Genomic DNA, 18115 nt, shown 5'->3' with positions numbered 1-18115 from the left:
CCATCCATTTCCACGAAGGAAACTCCATGAACCGTAGAGAAGCACTGCTCCAGATTTCCAGCCTGTCGGCCCTGTCCCTGGGCGCATTGCAGGCCCATGCAGCGGGCGGCGAGATCGTCATCGGTGCCGTCTACCCGATGAGCGGCCCCAACGCGCAGGTGGGGGTCGATGCCCGCCACGCCATCGAGACGGCGCTGCAGATCATCAACGCCCCCACCCAGGTCGACCTGCCCGGCGCAGCGGCCAACGGCATCGCCAGCCTGGGCGGCGCCAAACTGCGCGTGGTCTACGCCGACCACCAGGCCGATCCGCAGAAAGGCCGCTCCGAGGCCGAGCGCCTGATCACGCAGGAAAAGGCCGTCGCCATCATCGGCAGCTTCCACTCCTCGGTGGCCGCTACCGTGGGCGCGACCTGCGAGCGCTACGGCGTGCCCTTCGTCTGCGCCGACTCGTCCTCGCCCAGCCTGCACCGGCGCAACCTGAAGTTCTTCTTCCGGCCGGCCGCGCACGACGAGATGTTCTCCGAGGCCATGTTCGACTTCATGGACCTGCAGAAGCAGCAGGGCAAGAAGGTCGAGACCGTGGCGCTGTTCTACGAGGACACCATCTTCGGCACCGACTCCTCCACCGTGCAGCGCAAGCTCGCCACCGCGCGCGGCTACAAGGTCGTGGCCGACGTGAAGTTCCGCGCCAACTCGCCCTCGCTGTCGGCCGAGGTGCAGCAGCTCAAGAGCGCCAACGCCGACGTGCTGCTGCCGTCCTGCTACACCACCGACGTCATCCTGCTCATGAACACGGCGGCCCAGCTCGGCTTCAAGCCGCACAACATCCTGGCCCAGGCTGCCGGCTTCGTCGAGAAGGCCGCGCTGGACGTGGTCGGCGACAAGTTGCAGGGCATGCTGACGCGCGCCAGCTTCGCGCTCGACACGGGCGGCAAGCGCCCCTCCATCGCCTTCGTCAACAACCTCTTCAAGGCCCGTGCCGGGCGCGACCTGAACGACGCGAGTTCGCGCCAGTTCATGGCCGCCATGGTGCTGGCCGATGCGCTGCAGCGCGCCGGCTCGGTCGAGGGCGAGGCCTTGCGCGCCGCGCTGGCCGCCACCGACATCCCGGGCGAGAAGACCATCATGCCCTGGGCCCGCATCAAGTTCGACGCTGCGGGCCAGAACACCTTCGCCAGCCCGGTGCTGCAGCAGTTCAAGGCCAAAGACTTCGCCACCGTGTTCCCGACCGCCGTGGCCATGGCCCAGCCGGTCTGGCCGATGAACGCTTGAGGCGAGGCCTGACCCCATGAATGCACAAGCGATTGCGCAGGTGCTGACGAGCGGCTTGCTGATCGGGCTCATGTACGCCCTGATCGCGGCAGGCCTGTCGCTCATCTTCGGCCTGATGGACGTCGTCAACTTCGCGCACGGCGAGTTCCTGATGATGGGCATGTACATCACCTTCGGGCTCTTCGTCGGCATGGACCTGGACCCGGTGCTGGCCGTGCCCATCGTCGGTTCGGCGCTGTTCATGGCCGGCGTGCTGGTCTACCTGCTGCTGGTGCGCTATGCCATGCGCGCCAAGGCCAACGTGGGCATGGTGCAGATCTTCTCCACCTTCGGCCTGGGCACGCTGATGCAGGGCCTGGCCCAGTACTTCCTGACGCCCGACTACCGCCAGGTCTCGGGCGGCTGGCTGGCCAACCAGACCGTCGAGCTGGGCGGCGTGTTCCTGCCTCTGCCGCAGATCGCGGGCGCGGCAGTCTCGCTGCTGGCCTTCGGCGGGCTGTACCTGCTGATGTCGCGCACCGACTTCGGCCGCGCGCTGGAAGCCACACGCGAGGACCAGGGCGCCGTGGCACTGGTGGGCATCGACCGCAACCGCGTGTTCGCACTGGGCTGGGGCCTGGGGTTGGCACTGGTGGGCGTCGCCGGAGCCATGCTGGCCAACTTCTACTACATCCACCCGCAGGTGGGCGGCGCCTTCAGCGGCATCGCCTACGTGGTGGTGGCGCTGGGCGGCTTCGGCAGCGTGTTCGGCGCGCTCGTAGGCGGCGTCGTGGTCGGCCTCGTGGAGGCGACGACCACGCTGGTGCTGCCGGCTTCGATGAAGACCGTCGGCGTCTATGTCTTGTACCTGCTGGTGGTCGTGCTGCGCCCCAGCGGACTGTTCGGGAAGCTGTGATGGGAACCGCCACCATTTCGTCCGCGGCCGTGCCGGCCACGGCCGCCACCGGCGTGGTCGCCAACCACCAGGCGCACCGGCGCCGCCAGGTGCTGGGCGTGCTCGCCGTGCTGGCCGTGCTCGCGCTGCTGCCCGCGCTCGTGCACGACGCCTACCTGCGCAACGTGCTGATCCTCACGCTGCTGTACGCGGCGCTGGCCCAGGCCTGGAACATCCTGGGCGGCTACTGCGGCCAGATCTCGCTGGGCCATGCGCTGTACTTCGGCATCGGCGCCTACGCCACCAGCGTGCTGTACGTGAACTACGGCGTGCTGCCATGGTTCGGCATGGCCGTCGGGGCCGTGCTGGCCGCCGCCACGGCCTTGCTGCTGGGCTGGATGTGCTTTCGCCTGAAAGGCCACTACTTCTCGATCGCCACGCTCGTGATCGCCGAGATCGGCCTGCTGCTGGTGCACAACTGGGACTATGTCGGCGCCGCCATGGGCATCCAGTGGCCGCTGGGCTCGGACAGCTGGGCCACGCTGCAGTTCGCGCGCGACAAGGCGCCGTACTTCTACTTCGTGCTGGGCCTGTTCGCGCTGACCTGGTTCATCAGCTTCCAGGTCGAAGGCTCGCGCTGGGGCTACTGGTGGCGTGCCGTCAAGGACAACCCCGAGGCCAGCGAAAGCCTGGGCGTGACGGTGTTCAGCTCCAAAATGGCGGCGGCCGCGCTGTCGGCCAGCCTGACGGCGGTGGGCGGCAGCTTCTACGCCGCCTTCGTCGCCTACATCGACCCCGACAGCGTGATGCACTTCCGCTTCTCGCTGCTGATGGTGCTGCCCGTGGTGCTGGGCGGCCTGGGCACGCTGTGGGGCCCGCTGCTGGGTGCGGCCATCCTGATCCCGCTGACCGAGATCACGCGCAGCTACATGGGCGGCTCGGGCACCGGCATCGACCTCATCATCTACGGCGCGCTCGTGATGTTGGTCGCGGTGCTCAAGCCCGAAGGCCTGGTCGGTCTGTTCAGCCAGTTCCGCGGCCGCCGCGCCGCCGGAGGTGCCGCATGATCCCCGCCACCGACGCCCGCACTGCGCGCGACCTGGGCCAGGATCGGCCCATCCTGCAGCTGAGCGACATCTGGCAACGCTTCGGCGGCCTGGTGGCCAACGCCGAGGTCAGCTTCGACGTGCCGCGCGGCGAGATCCTGGGCCTGATCGGCCCCAACGGCGCGGGCAAGTCCACGCTGTTCGCCATCATCGCCGGGGCGCGCAAGCCGACCCAGGGCCAAGTGGTGTTCGAGGGCCGCGACGTCACCGCGCTCGACGCGCCGAGCCGCTGCGCGCTGGGCATCGCGCGCACCTACCAGGTGCCGCGCTCGTTCGACAGCATGAGCGTGCTGGACAACGTGATGGTCGGCAGCTTCGCGCGCCATCCGCGGGCCGGCGCGGCGCGCGAGGCCGCGCCCGAGGTGCTGGACTTCACCGGCCTGGCGCAGCGCGCGCTGGTGCTGGCCGGCGAACTCACGCCGCCCGAGCGGCGCCGGCTCGAGGTGGCGCGCGCGCTGGCCACGCAGCCGCAGTTGCTGCTGCTCGACGAGGTCATGACCGGTCTCACGCCCAGCGAGGCGCGCAAGGGCGTGGAGCTGATCCGGCGCATCCGCGACCGCGGCATCACCGTCATCATGGTCGAGCACGTGATGGAAATCGTCATGCCCCTGGTGGACCGCGCCGTGGTGCTGAACCTGGGCCGCGTGCTCAGCAAGGGTGCACCGCAGGACGTGGTGCGCGACCCGGCCGTGATCTCGGCCTACCTCGGAGACCGCCACCGTGCTGCTTGAAGTGTCCAACCTCACGACGGCCTACAACGGCCTGATCGCCATCTCCGACATCTCCATGGCCGTGGCCGAAGGCGAGATCGTGGTCGTCGCGGGCGCCAACGGCGCCGGCAAGTCCACGCTGCTCAAGTCCATCGCCGGCATGGAGAAGCCCCAGTCCGGTGCGGTGCGCTTCGACGGCCAGGCGCTGGACGCGCTGCCGCCGCACCGCATCCCGACCTGCGGCCTGGCCTACGTCCCGGAGAACCGGCGGCTGTTCCCACGCCTGTCGGTGGCCGACAACCTGCGCCTGGGCAGCTACCTGTTCCGCAAGCGCGCCGACCGCGAGGCCCCGCTGGAGCAGGTGTTCAGCCTGTTTCCGCGGCTCAAGGAGCGGCTGCCCCAGCGCGCCGAGACGCTGTCGGGCGGTGAGCAGCAGATGCTGGCCATCGGCCGCGCGCTCATGACGCGCCCGCGCCTGCTCATGCTGGACGAGCCCTCGCAAGGGATCATGCCCAAGCTCGTCGACGAGATCTTCGAGGCCGTCAAGACCATCCGCGCCAGCGGCGTCACGGTGCTTCTGGTCGAGCAGCGCCTGGTCGAGAGCCTGGAGATCGCCGACCGCGCCTATGTGCTGCAGACCGGCCGCGTGACGCTGAGCGGCTCGGCCCAGGAGATCAGCGACAACCCCGAGGTGCGCCGCGCCTACCTCGGCATGTGAGACACAGAACCCCATGACCATGCCCCACATCTGGCAGCAGCCTGCCGCCCTGCGCCAGGCCATCCGCCGCGGCGAGTTCCGCCACCACACCGCCGGCCAGGCGCCCGGCCACGCCCAGGGCAACCTGGCCATCCTGCCGCGCGACCACGCCGACGAGTTCCTGCGCTTTTGCCGGCTCAACCCCAAGGCCTGCCCGGTCATCGGCATGAGCGAGCCCGGCGAGCCCGCCGTGCCCGAACTCGGCGAGGACATCGACCTGCGCAGCGACGTGCCGGCCTACTGTGTGTTCCGCGATGGAGAACTCGTCGAGGAGGTCGCCGACCTGCGCGCGCTGTGGCGCGAGGACCTGGTCGGCTTCGTGCTGGGCTGCTCGCTGTCGTTCGAGGCCGCACTACAGGACGCCCGCGTGCCGGTGCGCCACATCGAGAACGACCATCCCGTGCCCATGTACAACACCAGCATCGCCAACCGGCCGGCCGGCCGCTTCGGCGGCAACATGGTCGTCAGCATGCGGCCCATGAGCACCGCACAGGCCATCCGCGCGATCCAGGTCACCTCGCGCTTTCCGGCCGTGCACGGCGCCCCCGTGCACTTCGGCGACCCGGCCGCCATCGGCATCGCCGACATCGACAGCCCGGACTACGGCATGCCGGTCGAGATCCGCCCGGGCGAGGTGCCGGTGTTCTGGGCCTGCGGCGTCACGCCGCAGCAGGCCATCCGCGTGGCGCGCCCGCCGCTGGCCGTCACGCACAAGCCCGGCTACATGCTGGTGGCCGACGTGCGCAACAGCGAGCTGGCGGCCCTCTGAGCCGCCCCCAGCGAGAGAACCACCCATGAAGATCGACCTGAACAGCGACCTGGGCGAAAGCCTGGGCGTGTGGCGCATGGGCGACGACGCCGCCATGCTCGGCATCGTCACCAGCGCCAACGTGGCCTGCGGCTTCCACGCGGGCGACCCGGCCGGCATCCTGGCCACGCTCAAGACCGCGGCCGAGCGCGGCATCGCCATTGGCGCCCACGTCGCCTACCCCGACCTCGTCGGCTTCGGCCGGCGCGCCATGGACATCGCCAGCGCCGACCTGGTGGCCGGCGTGGTCTACCAGATCGGCGCGCTGCAGGCGCTGGCGCGCGTGGCCGGCACCAAGGTGCGCTATGTCAAGCCGCACGGCGCGCTCTACAACACCATCGCGCACGATGCGCGCCAGGCCAGGGACGTGATCGCGGCCATCCGCGCCGTCGACCCCCGCCTGCCGCTGGTCGTGCTGGCCGGTGCGCCCTTGGCCGGCTGGGCCGCCGATGCCGGACTGCGCGTGGTGGCCGAGGCCTTCGCCGACCGCGGCTACGCACCCGACGGCACGCTGCTGCCGCGCGGCACGCCGGGCGCCGTGCTGCACGACCCGGTGCGCGTGGCCCAGCGCATGCAGCGGCTGGTGCAGGACGGCGTGGTGGAGGCCGCGGATGGCAGCCTGGCCCGCGTGCGCGCCGACTCGATCTGCGTGCACGGCGACAGCCCTGGTGCGCTGGCCATGGCCGCGCAGCTGCGCCATGTGCTGGAAGGCGCCGGCGTGACGCTGGCGCCGTTTGCCTGAAGCCCCGACCGGAGACCGCTTTGCGTTTTCTTCCCGTCAACTTCAATGTGCTGCTGGTCGAGCTGGCCGACCTGGAGCAGACGCTGGCGCTGCTGCACGCGCTGCAGGCCCAGCCGCTGCCGGGCATCGTCGAGCTCGTGCCCGCCGCGCGCACGCTGCTCGTGAACTTCCGTCCATCCGCGGTCACGCGCGCGGCGCTGCAGCGCCACATCGCGGCGCTGGACCTGGGCTTGCGCGTCGCGCGCGACACCACGCTCGTCGAGGTGCCCGTGCGCTACGACGGCGAGGACCTGGACGATGTGGCCCGGCTGCTGGGCCTCACGCGCCGCGAGGTCGTGCAGCGCCACACCGGCAGCCTGTACAACGTGGCCTTCTGCGGTTTCGCGCCGGGCTTCGCCTACCTGGCCGGCGGCGACCCGGTGTTCAAGGTGCCGCGCCGCAGCTCGCCGCGCACCAAGGTGCCGGAAGGCTCGGTCGCGCTGGGCGGCGCCTTCAGCGGCATCTACCCCAAGGCCAGCCCGGGCGGCTGGCAGATCATCGGCACCACCGAGCTGCCGATGTGGGATCTGGCGCGTCCGGTGCCGGCATTGTTGCAGCCGGGCTTCCAGGTGCGTTTTGTCGAACAGGGCGCGCGCGTGTTCGCAGGCCCGGTTCCGACCTCCGCGCCGCCGGCTGAACAGCCGCCTGCCGTCAGCGACAACGCATTGCTGCTGCGCCGACCCGGCCTGCAGGCCTTGCTGCAGGACCAGGGCCGCAGCGGGCAGGTGGCGCAGGGCGTGTCGGCCAGCGGCGCCATGGACCAGGGCGCGCTGCGTGCCGCGAACCGCTTGGTCGGCAACGACAGCCGCGAGGCCTGCATCGAGCTCGTGGCCTACGGCGGCTTCGAGGTCGAGAGCGAGGGCGACTTGGTGGTGGCCGTCACGGGCGCAGATGTTCCCGCCACGCTGCACGCGCCGGACGGGCGTCGGTGGCCGGTTTCCAGCCACCAGGCGCTGGCCCTGGGGCCCGGCGACCGCCTGCACCTGGGCGCACCGCGCCACGGCGTGCGCGCCTACCTGGCCGTGCGCGGCGGCTTCGACGTCGCGCCCGTGCTGGGCAGCCGCTCGACCGACACGCTCGCCTTCATCGGCCCCGCGCCGTTGGCCGCGGGCGACCGGCTGCCCGTGCGTGCCACCCGCGGCGGCTGCGCCGTGGGCGCGCCGGCCGAGCCGCCGCCACTGCCCTGCGTGGACGAGACCGTGGTGCTGGACGTGGTCATGGGTCCGCGCACCGACTGGTTCACGCCTGAGGGCGTGGCGCGTCTGTTCGCGCAGGAATGGCGGGTCACGCCGCAATCCAACCGCGTCGGCCTGCGCCTGGAAGGTGCGCAGCCGCTGCTGCGCGCCGTGGCCGGCGAGCTGCCCAGCGAGGGCACGGCCCTGGGCGCCTTGCAGGTGCCGCCCAGCGGCCACCCGGTGCTGTTCATGGCCGACCACCCGCTCACGGGCGGCTACCCGGTGATCGCCACCGTGGCCACCCACCACCTCGACCGCGCGGGCCAGATCCCGGTCCATGCCCGCGTTCGCTTCAACCCGGTGTCCGCCTTCGACCCCGTCGAGGCAGGCGCCTGACCCATTTGCTGGCTCCACGAAGATGAAGAAAGTCCTGATCGCCAACCGCGGGGAGATCGCGGTGCGCATCGCACGCGCCTGCGCCGACTACGGGGTGCGCAGCGTGGCCGTTTATGCCGACGCCGATGCCGACGCCCTGCATGTACAGCGCGCCGACGAGGCCTGGGGCCTGGACGGCGACCGCCCTGCCGACACCTACCTGCACATCGCCAAGCTGCTCGACGTGGCCCGGCGCAGCGGCGCCGACGCCGTGCACCCGGGCTACGGCTTCCTGTCCGAGAACGCGGCCTTCGCACGCGCCGTGCTCGAGGCGGGGTTGACCTGGATCGGCCCGCCGCCGGCCGTGATCGAGCGCCTGGGCGACAAGGTGCAGGCCCGCAAGCTCGCCCTGGAGGTCGGCGCGCCACTGGTGCAGGGCACGGCCGACCCGGTCCAAAGCGCGGACGAAGTGCTCGCCTTCGCCGAGCGCCACGGCCTGCCGATCGCCATCAAGGCGGCGTTCGGCGGTGGCGGCCGCGGCCTCAAGGTGGCCTGGCGCATGGACGAGGTCGAAGACCTTTACCACTCGGCCGTGCGCGAGGCCGTCACCGCCTTCGGCCGCGGAGAGTGCTTCGTCGAGCAGTTCCTGGACAAGCCGCGCCATGTCGAGGCCCAGGTCATTGCCGACACCCACGGCCGGGTGCTGGTGCTGGGCACGCGCGACTGCTCGCTGCAGCGGCGCAACCAGAAGCTGGTGGAAGAAGCTCCCGCGCCCTTCCTGACCGACGCGCAGCGCGCGCGCATCCACGACGCAGCGCACGCCATCTGTGCGCACGCGGGCTACGTGGGCGCGGGCACGGTGGAATTCCTGCTCAGCGCCGGCGGAGCCATCTCCTTCCTGGAGGTCAACACGCGGCTGCAGGTGGAGCATCCGGTGACCGAGGAAACCTGCGGCCTGGACCTCGTGGTGGAGCAGCTGCGCGTGGCCGACGGGTTGCCGCTGTCGCTCACGGCCACACCGGTGCCGCGCGGCCATGCCATCGAGCTGCGCATCAATGCCGAGGACGTGGCCCGTGGCTTCGTGCCGCACCCGGGCCGCATCACGCGCTTCGAGGCGCCCAGCGGCCCCGGCGTGCGCCTGGATACCGGCGTGCAGACCGGCTCGCTGGTGCACGGCAGCTTCGACTCGCTGATGGCCAAGCTCGTCGTGACGGGCGCCACCCGCGACCAGGCCATCGCCCGGGCGCGCCGCGCGCTACGCGAGTTCCAGATCGAAGGCGTGGCCTCGGTACTGCCCTTCCACGCCGCGGTGCTGGCACATCCGGACTTTGCCGGCGAGGACTTCCGTGTGCACACGCGCTGGATCGAGACCGACTATGTGCCCGAGCCCGCGCCCCACGCGCGGCCGGGGCCGCCAGAGCCCACGGTGCTGCAGCGCATGGCCATCGAGATCGACGGACGCCGCGTCGCCATCGCGCTGCCGCCGGCGCTGCTGCGCGGGCTGTCGGCCGGCACCGCCGCAGCCGATCCGCAGGCGCCGGCCGTGTCCGCCGCTGCTGCGCAGGCCGTTCCCGCCCCGGTCTCCGGCACACTGCAGGCCTGGAGGGTGCAGGACGGCGACACGGTGGCCGAAGGCCAGACCATCGCCGTCATGGAGGCCATGAAGATGGAGATGCAGGTGGTCGCACACCGCGCCGGGCGCATCGCGCTGCAGGTCGCAGCCGCAAGCTACCTGGAGGCCGGCGCCGCCATCGCCCACATCAGCTGAGCAACCAGGGTGCGGGGCCACGGCGGCCGGCGCGGGGGAGCCGGCCGTCGGCACCGAAGTTTCAGGCAGCTTTCAGGCACATTTCAGGACTTTCGCGCGGGTTTTCCCGACAGTAGCGGCCTGCCCGTCTTCACCGGAGCGCCGCACCATGAACCTCTCCGATTTCGCCCCTCCCCTGGCCAGCTTCGCGCTGTTCGCCGTGCTGGGCCTGGCCTATGCGCTGGCCTGCACCTGCATCGCCCACCGCTTCACCCGTGTGCGTCCGGACCGCCGCTCGCCGCACCAGAGCCATCCGCAGCTGCGCGAACATGCCGTGCAGTTCGCCGCCCGCGACGGCCGCGCCCGCATCGACGCCTGGTACCTGCCGGCCGCGCCGCGCCAGGGCGCCGTGATCCTCGTGCACGGCAAGGACGCCTGCCGCGGCGAGCAGGGCAAGGCGCCCTCGCTGGCGCTGGCCGAACGGCTGCGCGATGTCGGCATGTCGGTGCTGCTGATCGACCTGCGCGGCCACGGTGGCAGCAGCCCGGCGCGGCTGAGCTACGGCTGGCACGAACGCCACGACGTGCTCGGCGCGGTGGACTTCCTGCTGGCGCGCGGCTATGCGCCGGGCCGCATCGGCGTGCTGGGCGTCTCGCTGGGCGCCGGCACCGCGGCCCTGGCCGCCGTCGACGAACCGGCCATCGGCGCGCTGGTGCTGGACAGCGCCTTCGCCAGCTTCGAGCAGATGCTGGGCCGCCAGTTCTCGCGTCTGTCGCGGCTGCCGGCCTGGTTCCTGCCCGGCACGCTGGCGGCCGCCCGGCTGCTGCTGGGCGTGGACGTGCGCCGCGTGCAGCCGCTGTCGTGCATGCCGCGGCTGCGCGGCCGGCCCGTGCTCGTGATCCACAGCCAGGGCGACCGCTTCGTGCCTGCCACCGACGCCCACGCGCTGGCCACGGCCTGTGGCGGAGAATGCTGGCGCACCGACAGCGAGGGCCACAGCGGCTCGTACCGCGCGCTGCCGCTGGCCTACGAGATCCGCGTGGCCAGCTTCTTCGCGCGCCACCTGGACGTGCTGCCGCCGCGCCACCACATCAGCGCCCATCTGCCCGCCGCCGACGCCGAGCGCGCGCCGCGACCGGCGCCGCGCTATGCCCCGCAGCCCGCCTAGAACACCCCCATGACCGCACTGCGCTACCTCTGCCTCTCCGACCTCCACCTGGGCGCGGCCTACAGCTGCCTCGTCGGCACCGATGCGGCCGGCCAGCCCGACCCCACGCGCTGCAGCGACACGCTGTCCGCCTTCGGCGCCGCGCTGCGCCAGCTGCTGCAGCGCCTGGTGCCGCCCGGCGCCGAGCGCCCCACGCTGATCCTGCTCGGCGACGTGCTGGACATGGGCCTGTCGCCCATGGGCGCCGTGGCCCAGTCCTTCGCCCAGTTCGCACGCGCGGCGCTGGTGGACGCCGACGGCGAGCCGCTGTTCGCCCCGCGCGTGCTGTGCGTGCCCGGCAACCACGACCACCACCTGTGGCGCGCCGCCCAGGACCAGCAGTTCCAGGCCGCGCTGGACGTCGGCCGCATCCCGCGCGACCTGCTGCAGCACACCGCGCTCACCGACCAGCCCGACGCCCCGCTGCCACCCTCGCCGCTGCTCACGCGGCTGCTGCGCAGCGTGCCGGGCCTGGCCGGCATGCGCTGCGACATCGCCTACCCCAACCTCGCGCTCGTCGACGCCGCCACCACGCGCTGCCGCGTGCTGCACCACGGCCACTACGTGGACCCGATGTACCGCATGGTCTCCACGCTCAACGCCCAGCTGCCCGGCCTGGCCCGCACGCCGCGGCCGGCCGATTCGCTGACGGTGGCGCAGCTGGAGGCCGAGAACGGCGCCTGGGTCGACTTCCTGTGGTCCGACCTGGGCAGCGCGGGCTCCACCGGCCACACCGCCATGCGGCTGTACGACATCATGCGCGACGGCGGGGCCTCGCACAGCTTCTCGCGCAAGCTCGCCACCAAGCTCGTGGCCTGGATCGGCAAGACCTTCGAGACCAGCGGCCGCGCCGCCCTGGTGCAGGGCATCACGCTCGACCAGCTGGTGCTGGGCGCGGTGGACGCCACGCTGGGCCAGGTGGCGCAGTCGCAGCGCGCCAGCTACGCCCAGACCATGACGGCCGCCGACACGGCAGACCTCGCCTGGTACATCGGCGGCCCGACCCGGCGCCAGCTGCGCCGCAGCGGCATCCTGCACCCCGAGAAGCTGGACCTGGGCTTCGTGTTCGGCCACACCCACAAGCCCTTCGAGGACAGCCTGCCCGTGGCCGGCTTCGAGCGCCCCGTGTCGGTCTTCAACACCGGCGGCTGGGTCATGGACCAGCCCACGCTCACGCCCACGCAGGGCGCCTCCATGGTGCTGCTGGACGCCGAGCTGAACATGGCTGCGCTGCGCCTGTTCAACGACCCCATCAACGGCCGCATGGCACCCGTGCGCGCCGCCGGCGTGGGCGATTTCAGCGACGCGGCCAACCCCATGCTGGCCACTTTGAACGAAGCACTGGCGCAGACCGCCGACGCCTGGCAGCAGTTCTCGGGCTGCGCCCAGGAAGCGCTGGAGCAGCGCGCACGCCAGCTGCTCGACGACTTCTTCGACACGGCCGAGGCGGCATGAAGCACCTGCAACAACAAGACACCCTGGAGACCGCGTGAACCTGCAACCCATCGCCCGCCCGCTGCACACCATCGGCGCGCGCTACACCGCCGTGGTGGTCGGCTCGGGCTACGGCGCCGGCGTGGCGGCCGCGCGGCTGGCGCGCGCCGGCCAGTCGGTCTGCGTGCTCGAGCGCGGCCGCGAGATCCTGCCCGGCCAGTTCCCGGACGGACTGGCCAGCGCACGCGCCGACATGCAGATCGACACCGCGCGCGGCCGGCTCGGCGCGGCCGACGGCCTGTACAACCTGCATCTCAACGACGACATGCTGGCCATGGTCGGCTGCGGCCTGGGCGGCACCTCGCTGATCAACGCCAACGTGGCGCTGGAGATCGATCCGCGCCACTTCGCGACCGAGGCCTGGCCCCAGCCCTTCCGCGACGACCCGGCCCTGCTCGCACCCTACATCGAGCGGGCGCGCCAGGTGCTCGCACCCACGCCCTACCCCGAGCACTTCCCCACGCTCAACAAGCTGGAGGCGCTGCGCAAGTCGGCCCAGGTGCTGGGCAAGCCCTTCTCGCGCCCGCCCATCGCGGTCAACTTCGAGAACCAGACCAACCCCTTCGGTGTGCCGCAGCCGGCCTGCACGCTGTGCGGCGACTGCACCAGCGGCTGCAACGTGGGCGCCAAGAACACCACGCGCATGAACTACCTGCCGGACGCGCATGCGCACGGCGCGCAGATCTTCACGGGCGCGCGCGTGCGCCACGTCGCACGCGAAGGCCAGGGCTGGCGCGTGTTCTTCGAGGCCGTGGCGCTGCGCGGTGCCGAGCCCGGCGCCACCGACCCAGCCGCGCCCGACAGCGTCTACGCCGACCTGGTGCTGCTGGGCGCCGGCGCGCTCGGTTCCACCGAGATCCTGCTGCGCTCGCGCGAACAGGGTCTGGCCCTGTCCGGCCGTGTGGGCCAGCGCTTCTCGGGCAACGGCGACGTGCTGGCCCTGGGCTTCGACGCCGACTGGAACCCGCAACCCGCGACCGCCGACGGCAAGGACCAGCGCCGCAACATCAACGGCGTGGGCGCCGGTACCAACCCCGTGCCCAAGGAGCAGTTGCCCGGCCCCTGCATCACCGGCCTGATCGACATGCGCGCCACGCCGCAGCTGGCCGACGGCCTGGTGATCGAGGAAGGCGTGATCCCCGGCGCGCTGGCCACGCTGCTGACGCCCGCGCTGTTCTTCAACGAAGCGCTGAACGGCGGCGAGTTCACTTTCGGCGCAGCCCAGGCCAAGGCGCGGATGCTCGACGCCCAGGCCATGGCCGATGCCGTGCAACACCCCGGCGAACTCGCGGCCACCGCCTATGCCGGCGCCGTCGCGCGCACGCAGACCTACCTGGTCATGAGCGTGGACGAGTCGGCCGGCGAGCTGCGCCTGCAGAACGACCGCCTGCGCATCCACTGGCCTGGCGCCGGCAGCAGCCCGGCCATCGTGCGCGACAACGACTGGCTCAACCTCGCCAGCCAGGCCATCTCGGGCCAGTTCGTCGCCAACCCGCTGTGGAGCCAGCCGCTGGGCAACAAGCTCATCACCGTGCACCCGCTGGGCGGCTGCGGCATGGGCGACGACGCCACGCGCGGCGCGGTCGACCACCTGGGCCGCGTGTTCGCGGGCGCCACCGGCACGGCCGTGCACGAGGGCCTGTTCGTCTGCGACGGCGCCATCCTGCCCGGCGCCGTGGGCGTGAACCCGCTGCTCACCATCTCCGCACTGGCCGAGCGCGCGCTGCAGCACCTGTGCGATGCGCGCGGCTGGACCATCGACACCGCGCTGAACCCGCGCACGCCCCTGCCCGCGCCGGCCACGCCGCCGGGCAAGCACCGCCACTGGTGGCAGCGCGCGCTCGACGTGGTCGAGGACGGCCTGCTCGACGCCGCCAAGAAGGCCGTGGCCGAACTCATCGCGCACGACCCCGCGCGGCTGTCGCCGAGCTTCGAATTCACCGAAACCATGTCGGGCTGGATCAGCACCCAGGCCGTCACCCCGCGCAGCGCCAGCGACCAGCGGCTGGCCAGCGACTACGCCGTGGCGGCCGCCTGGGGCCGTGCGGCCGGCCAGTCCATGGCCTTCGAGCTGACCATCCACACCGACGACCTGGCGCGCCTGCTCGACGACCCCACGCACCCGGCCCAGATCCGCGGCACGGTGACCTGTGCGGCGCTGAGCCCGGCGCCCATGACCGTGCAGAGCGGCGTGTTCCACCTGTTCCCGGTCGATCCGCAGCAGGTGGAGACCTGGACCATGGGCTACGAGATGGTGCTGCAGCGCGCCAACGGCACACGCCTGCGCTTCAAGGGCCACAAGGTGCTGCGCCAGCGGCCCGGCTCCTCGCCCTGGACCGACACCACCACGCTGATGGTCAAGGTCTACGACCTCGACGAGGCCACCATGCCGCTGGTGGCGCAGGGCCTGCTCACGCTGGGCCTGGAAGACCTGGCCTGGCAGGCCTCGACCATCCGTCTGGCCCCGCCGACCAGCTGGATCGGCCAGCTCGAGAACGCCGTGCCCCGCGCGCGCGACGCGATCTCGCAGGTCTACCTGGGCAAGTTCGCGGGCTTCTTCGGCACCACGCTGATGCGCGCCTACGGCGGCCTGCTGGCCGACCTCAACAACTTCCCGGCGCAGGACGCGCCCCACCTGCCGCGCCGCATGCTGCGCGCGCCCCAGCCCGAAGTGGTGCAGGTGCCGGTGGGCGACCCGGCGCGTGGCTTTCAGATCCGGCTCACGCGCTACCGCGGCGGCACGCGCGGCCCGGTGGTGCTGGCCCCAGGCTTCTCCGTGCGCGCGAGCTCGTTCGCCACCGACACCGTGGACCAGAATCTCGTGGAGGCGCTGTGCGCGCGCGGCTACGACTGCTGGCTGTTCGACTACCGCGCCAGCAGCGACTCCGGCAGCCCGGTGGCGCCGTTCACGGTCGACGACATCGTGCGCGAGGACTGGCCGGCGGCCGTGCGCACGGTCCGGGAAGCCACCGGCGCCGCCTCGGTGCAGGCCATGGCGCACTGCGTGGGGGCGATGAGCCTCATGATGGCTCTGCTCGACGGCATGGAAGGCGTGCGTTCGCTGATCGCCTCGCAGCTCACGCTGCACCCCGTGACCAACTGGCTCAACGCAGCCAAGGCCGACATCGGCCTGGCCCGGCTGCTGGAAGGCTATGCGCCCTTGCAGGGCCGCTTCGACAGCGTGCCCGGCACCACGGACCTCGACCGCACCATCGACACGCTGGCCTACAAGCTGCCCGTGCCCGAGGGCGAGGCCTGCAAGAACCCGCTGTGCCGCCGCGTGTTCGCGGTGTTCGGCCCCTCGTGGACGCACAGCCAGCTCAACCATGCCACGCACTCCGCACTGGCCGGCATGTTCGGCACGGTCTCGCTGCACCCCTTCGAGCAGCTGAGCCTGATCATGCAGCGCGGCAAGGCCGTGGACGCGGACGGCAAGGACCGCTATGCGACACCTGCCAACGCGCCGCGGCTCGCGCTGCCCATCAGTTTCATGGCGGGGGCCGACAACCAGCTGTTCTTTCCCGAGACCTCGCTGCGCACGCAGGCCTGGCTGCAGCGGTACAACGATCCGGCGTTGTACCGGCGCCAGGTCTTCGAGGGGTATGCGCACATGGACCTGTTCGTGGGGCGCGGGGCGGCGAAGGAGGTGTATCCATGGGTGGTGGGGGAGTTGGATCGGTTCAATTGAGGAGGCGCCGGGGCGGGCCGCGCTGCCTGCGATCAGGGCGACCCAGACGCTGTTTCAGAGAATCGGCGGAAACGCGCACAGCGCGAGGGTCACCGGACCGGCGTCCTATGTCAGGATGACTGCCAGGCATCGCACATCCTCCTGGGCGTTGCCGACCATCGAGAGCGCCGCGCGCCGGGCCATCTCGTCAGGCTAGCCCAGCTCAAGAACCACCGAGACGGTCGTCACCGGCGGCAAGCAGCTCCAGCTGCAGGGCGATCCTGGCCTTGACGGCATTGAGCGGGCTGGCGGGCAGGCGGTCGGCCGTGCCAGGCAGCACGCGGCCGGCACCGCAGCGGCTCGATCGCACGACCCGGATGCCGAGGGCCTGCGCGTGCAGCAGCGCGGCCTCCAATTCTGCGTGCAGCGACCCGTTGCCGGTGCCGGCGACGACGATCCCCGCGACACCCGCCGCGCACAGCAGATGCACTGCGGTGCCCGTGGCGCAGGCGTGGCTGGTCAGGATCTCGACCCACGGCCACTGCGCCACCTCCAGCAAGGCCGGCAGGCGGCAACCGCCGGCACCGGCCGACCGCCAGGGCCGCACCAAGCGCACCCGGCCGTCCTCCACGAAGCCGACCGGCCCGGCGTCGCCCGAATCGAAGGCATCCAGCCGGTAGTGGTGGACCTTGCTGGCGTGGACCGCGTCATGGATCCGGCCCGAGCAGACCAGCAGCACACCGGCTGCGCCCGGCGTGTTCGCCACCGCGATCGCGTCTGCGAGGTTCTGTGGCCCGTCGGACCCGAGGTCGGTCGCCGGCCGCATGGCGCAGGTCAGCACCACCGGCTTGTCGGCCGCCAGCAGCTGGTGCAGCAGGAAGGCGGTCTCTTCCACGGTGTCGGTGCCATGGGTCACGACGATCCCCCGCACCTGCGGCTGTGTCAGCAGCTCGGCGCAGCGCGTGGCCAGGCTGCGCCAGACCGCTGCCGACATGTCCTTGCTGTCAATCTGGGCCAGCTGCTCTGCGCGGACCGGCAGGCTCGCCATGGACGGTATGCTGGACAGCAGCTGCGTGACGGGCAGCACGCCGGCGCGGTAGTCCAGGGGCGAGGCCGCGCTGGCGCCGGTTCCGGCGATGGTGCCGCCCGTGCCGAGCACCATGATGCAGGCGGCACCCGGGTTCGGGGCCGTGGACAATTCTTGGGCGAGGTCTGGCATGGAAGTGGGTTCGGAAAGAAATGGCATGGCGGTTGGCCGCAGGAATGCATCGCAGCGGCTGATGGCGGCGCTGCGCTTTCGTCAGTTGGAGCTGCTCAGCACGCTGGCCGATACCGGCAACATGCGGGCGACGGCGCAACGGCTGCACATGACCACGGCCGCCGTCAGCAAGGGGCTCAAGGACGTCGAGGCACTGTTCGAGCAGACCTTGTTCCACCGCCTTCCCCGCGGCGTCGTGCCCACCGTGGCCGGCACACTGGTGGTGCAGCGCGGCCGCGTGCTGCTGGCCGAGATGGAGCAGCTGTCCGACGAGCTGGCGTCGCCGCTGCGGCCGCTGCACGAGCGCCTGAAGATCGGCGCCACGCCGTTCCTCGCGTGGACTCTGCTGCCGGGCATCCTTGCAGACATGGCGGAGGGCGGCCTGCTGCCGGGCCTGCTGCTGATGGAGGGGCGACTGGCGGACATCTCGCGCCAGCTGGAGGCCGGCGAGGTGGATGCCCTCGTCACGATGGACACCCCGTCCGAACTCGGCAGCCTGTCCAGGCAGGGATTCACCATCGAGCGCATCGGCATGGAGCAATGGCGGGTGGTCTGTTCGCCGCGCCATCCCCTGGCGGCCGGGCAGGCACGCAAGGGCGCCGCATTGAAGTGGGCCGACGTGGCGCAGGAGCACTGGATCCTGCCGCCGCGGCCCACCCATTCGCGGATGATGCTGGAGCAGTCGCTGCAGGACCACGCCCTGCCCGCACTGGTCCCCTTCATCGAAACCATGAACGCGATCACCCACCTGCAGATGGCCGAGCAGAACCTGGGCCTGACGCTGGCAGCACAGGGCACGCTCGCCGACCGGCTGCGGCGCGGTGTTCTGGTGGAGCTGACCATGGAAGACCTGCCGCCGCCGGTGGCCATCGTGATGGTGTA

13 protein-coding genes and 1 pseudogene are annotated in these 18115 nt (G+C 71.6%); 13 read left to right on the top strand and 1 reads right to left on the bottom strand.

Features of this window, described 5'->3' with window-relative positions; translation table 11 throughout:
• The first annotated feature begins 26 nt into the window (after positions 1 to 26).
• The 12 genes from ASF45_RS22165 to ASF45_RS22110 all read left to right on the top strand — a co-directional run bounded on the left by ASF45_RS22165 (position 27) and on the right by ASF45_RS22110 (position 15996).
• A complete protein-coding gene (locus ASF45_RS22165) occupies positions 27 to 1274 on the top strand; it encodes an ABC transporter substrate-binding protein (protein ID WP_056668013.1) in 1248 nt (415 codons plus the stop codon).
• Positions 1275 to 1290: 16 nt separating this feature from the next.
• The gene (locus ASF45_RS22160) at positions 1291 to 2169 is read left to right on the top strand and encodes a branched-chain amino acid ABC transporter permease (protein WP_056668010.1); all 879 of its coding nucleotides are present in this window, start codon (positions 1291 to 1293) and stop codon (positions 2167 to 2169) included.
• Positions 2169 to 3215 (top strand): branched-chain amino acid ABC transporter permease, encoded by a 1047-nt coding sequence (locus ASF45_RS22155; RefSeq protein ID WP_056668007.1) that lies wholly within the window; start codon positions 2169 to 2171, stop codon positions 3213 to 3215. The genes ASF45_RS22160 and ASF45_RS22155 overlap by 1 nt, the downstream gene beginning before the upstream one ends.
• Entirely contained in the window at positions 3212 to 3985 is a 774-nt protein-coding gene (locus ASF45_RS22150; protein ID WP_056668004.1) for an ABC transporter ATP-binding protein, read from the top strand. The genes ASF45_RS22155 and ASF45_RS22150 overlap by 4 nt, the downstream gene beginning before the upstream one ends.
• Complete coding sequence (locus tag ASF45_RS22145; protein ID WP_056668773.1) at positions 3978 to 4682, top strand: ABC transporter ATP-binding protein; 705 nt, start codon at positions 3978 to 3980, stop codon at positions 4680 to 4682. The genes ASF45_RS22150 and ASF45_RS22145 overlap by 8 nt, the downstream gene beginning before the upstream one ends.
• A gap of 19 nt (positions 4683 to 4701) precedes the next feature.
• Positions 4702 to 5490 carry a putative hydro-lyase gene (locus ASF45_RS22140; RefSeq protein ID WP_056668770.1) on the top strand — a complete coding sequence of 263 codons (789 nt, stop codon included), beginning with the start codon at positions 4702 to 4704 and terminating at the stop codon, positions 5488 to 5490.
• A gap of 25 nt (positions 5491 to 5515) precedes the next feature.
• Positions 5516 to 6271, top strand: a complete 756-nt coding sequence (locus tag ASF45_RS22135) for a LamB/YcsF family protein (RefSeq protein WP_056668001.1) — start codon at positions 5516 to 5518, stop codon at positions 6269 to 6271.
• Between the two features lie 20 nt (positions 6272 to 6291).
• Complete coding sequence (locus tag ASF45_RS22130; RefSeq protein ID WP_056667998.1) at positions 6292 to 7881, top strand: urea amidolyase family protein; 1590 nt, start codon at positions 6292 to 6294, stop codon at positions 7879 to 7881.
• A gap of 22 nt (positions 7882 to 7903) precedes the next feature.
• On the top strand, positions 7904 to 9628 hold the full coding sequence (locus tag ASF45_RS22125; protein ID WP_056667995.1) for a biotin carboxylase N-terminal domain-containing protein: 1725 nt from the start codon (positions 7904 to 7906) through the stop codon (positions 9626 to 9628).
• A gap of 148 nt (positions 9629 to 9776) precedes the next feature.
• A complete protein-coding gene (locus tag ASF45_RS22120) occupies positions 9777 to 10775 on the top strand; it encodes an alpha/beta hydrolase (protein ID WP_056667992.1) in 999 nt (332 codons plus the stop codon).
• Positions 10776 to 10784: 9 nt separating this feature from the next.
• Positions 10785 to 12269, top strand: coding sequence for a metallophosphoesterase (locus ASF45_RS22115; protein ID WP_056667989.1), 1485 nt, complete (start codon positions 10785 to 10787; stop codon positions 12267 to 12269).
• A 34-nt stretch (positions 12270 to 12303) separates the two neighbouring features.
• Positions 12304 to 15996, top strand: coding sequence for an alpha/beta fold hydrolase (locus tag ASF45_RS22110; protein WP_056667986.1), 3693 nt, complete (start codon positions 12304 to 12306; stop codon positions 15994 to 15996).
• A 202-nt stretch (positions 15997 to 16198) separates the two neighbouring features.
• On the opposite strand, the gene ASF45_RS22105 is transcribed toward ASF45_RS22110, so the two are convergent.
• Positions 16199 to 17173 carry an asparaginase gene (locus tag ASF45_RS22105; RefSeq protein WP_369802155.1) on the bottom strand — a complete coding sequence of 325 codons (975 nt, stop codon included), beginning with the start codon at positions 17171 to 17173 and terminating at the stop codon, positions 16199 to 16201.
• On the opposite strand from ASF45_RS22105, the pseudogene ASF45_RS34770 reads away from it, so the two are divergent.
• Positions 17112 to 18113 (top strand): annotated as a pseudogene (locus ASF45_RS34770) (LysR family transcriptional regulator); the annotation flags it as partial. The gene ASF45_RS22105 and the pseudogene ASF45_RS34770 sit on opposite strands and share 62 nt — an antisense overlap.
• Positions 18114 to 18115 lie beyond the last annotated feature (2 nt).

Source organism: Pseudorhodoferax sp. Leaf265, from assembly GCF_001422365.1.
In the GTDB taxonomy this organism is placed as follows: domain Bacteria; phylum Pseudomonadota; class Gammaproteobacteria; order Burkholderiales; family Burkholderiaceae_C; genus Pseudorhodoferax.
Note: the sequence above shows the minus strand (reverse complement) of the source record. Positions and strands in the feature narration are given on the sequence as shown.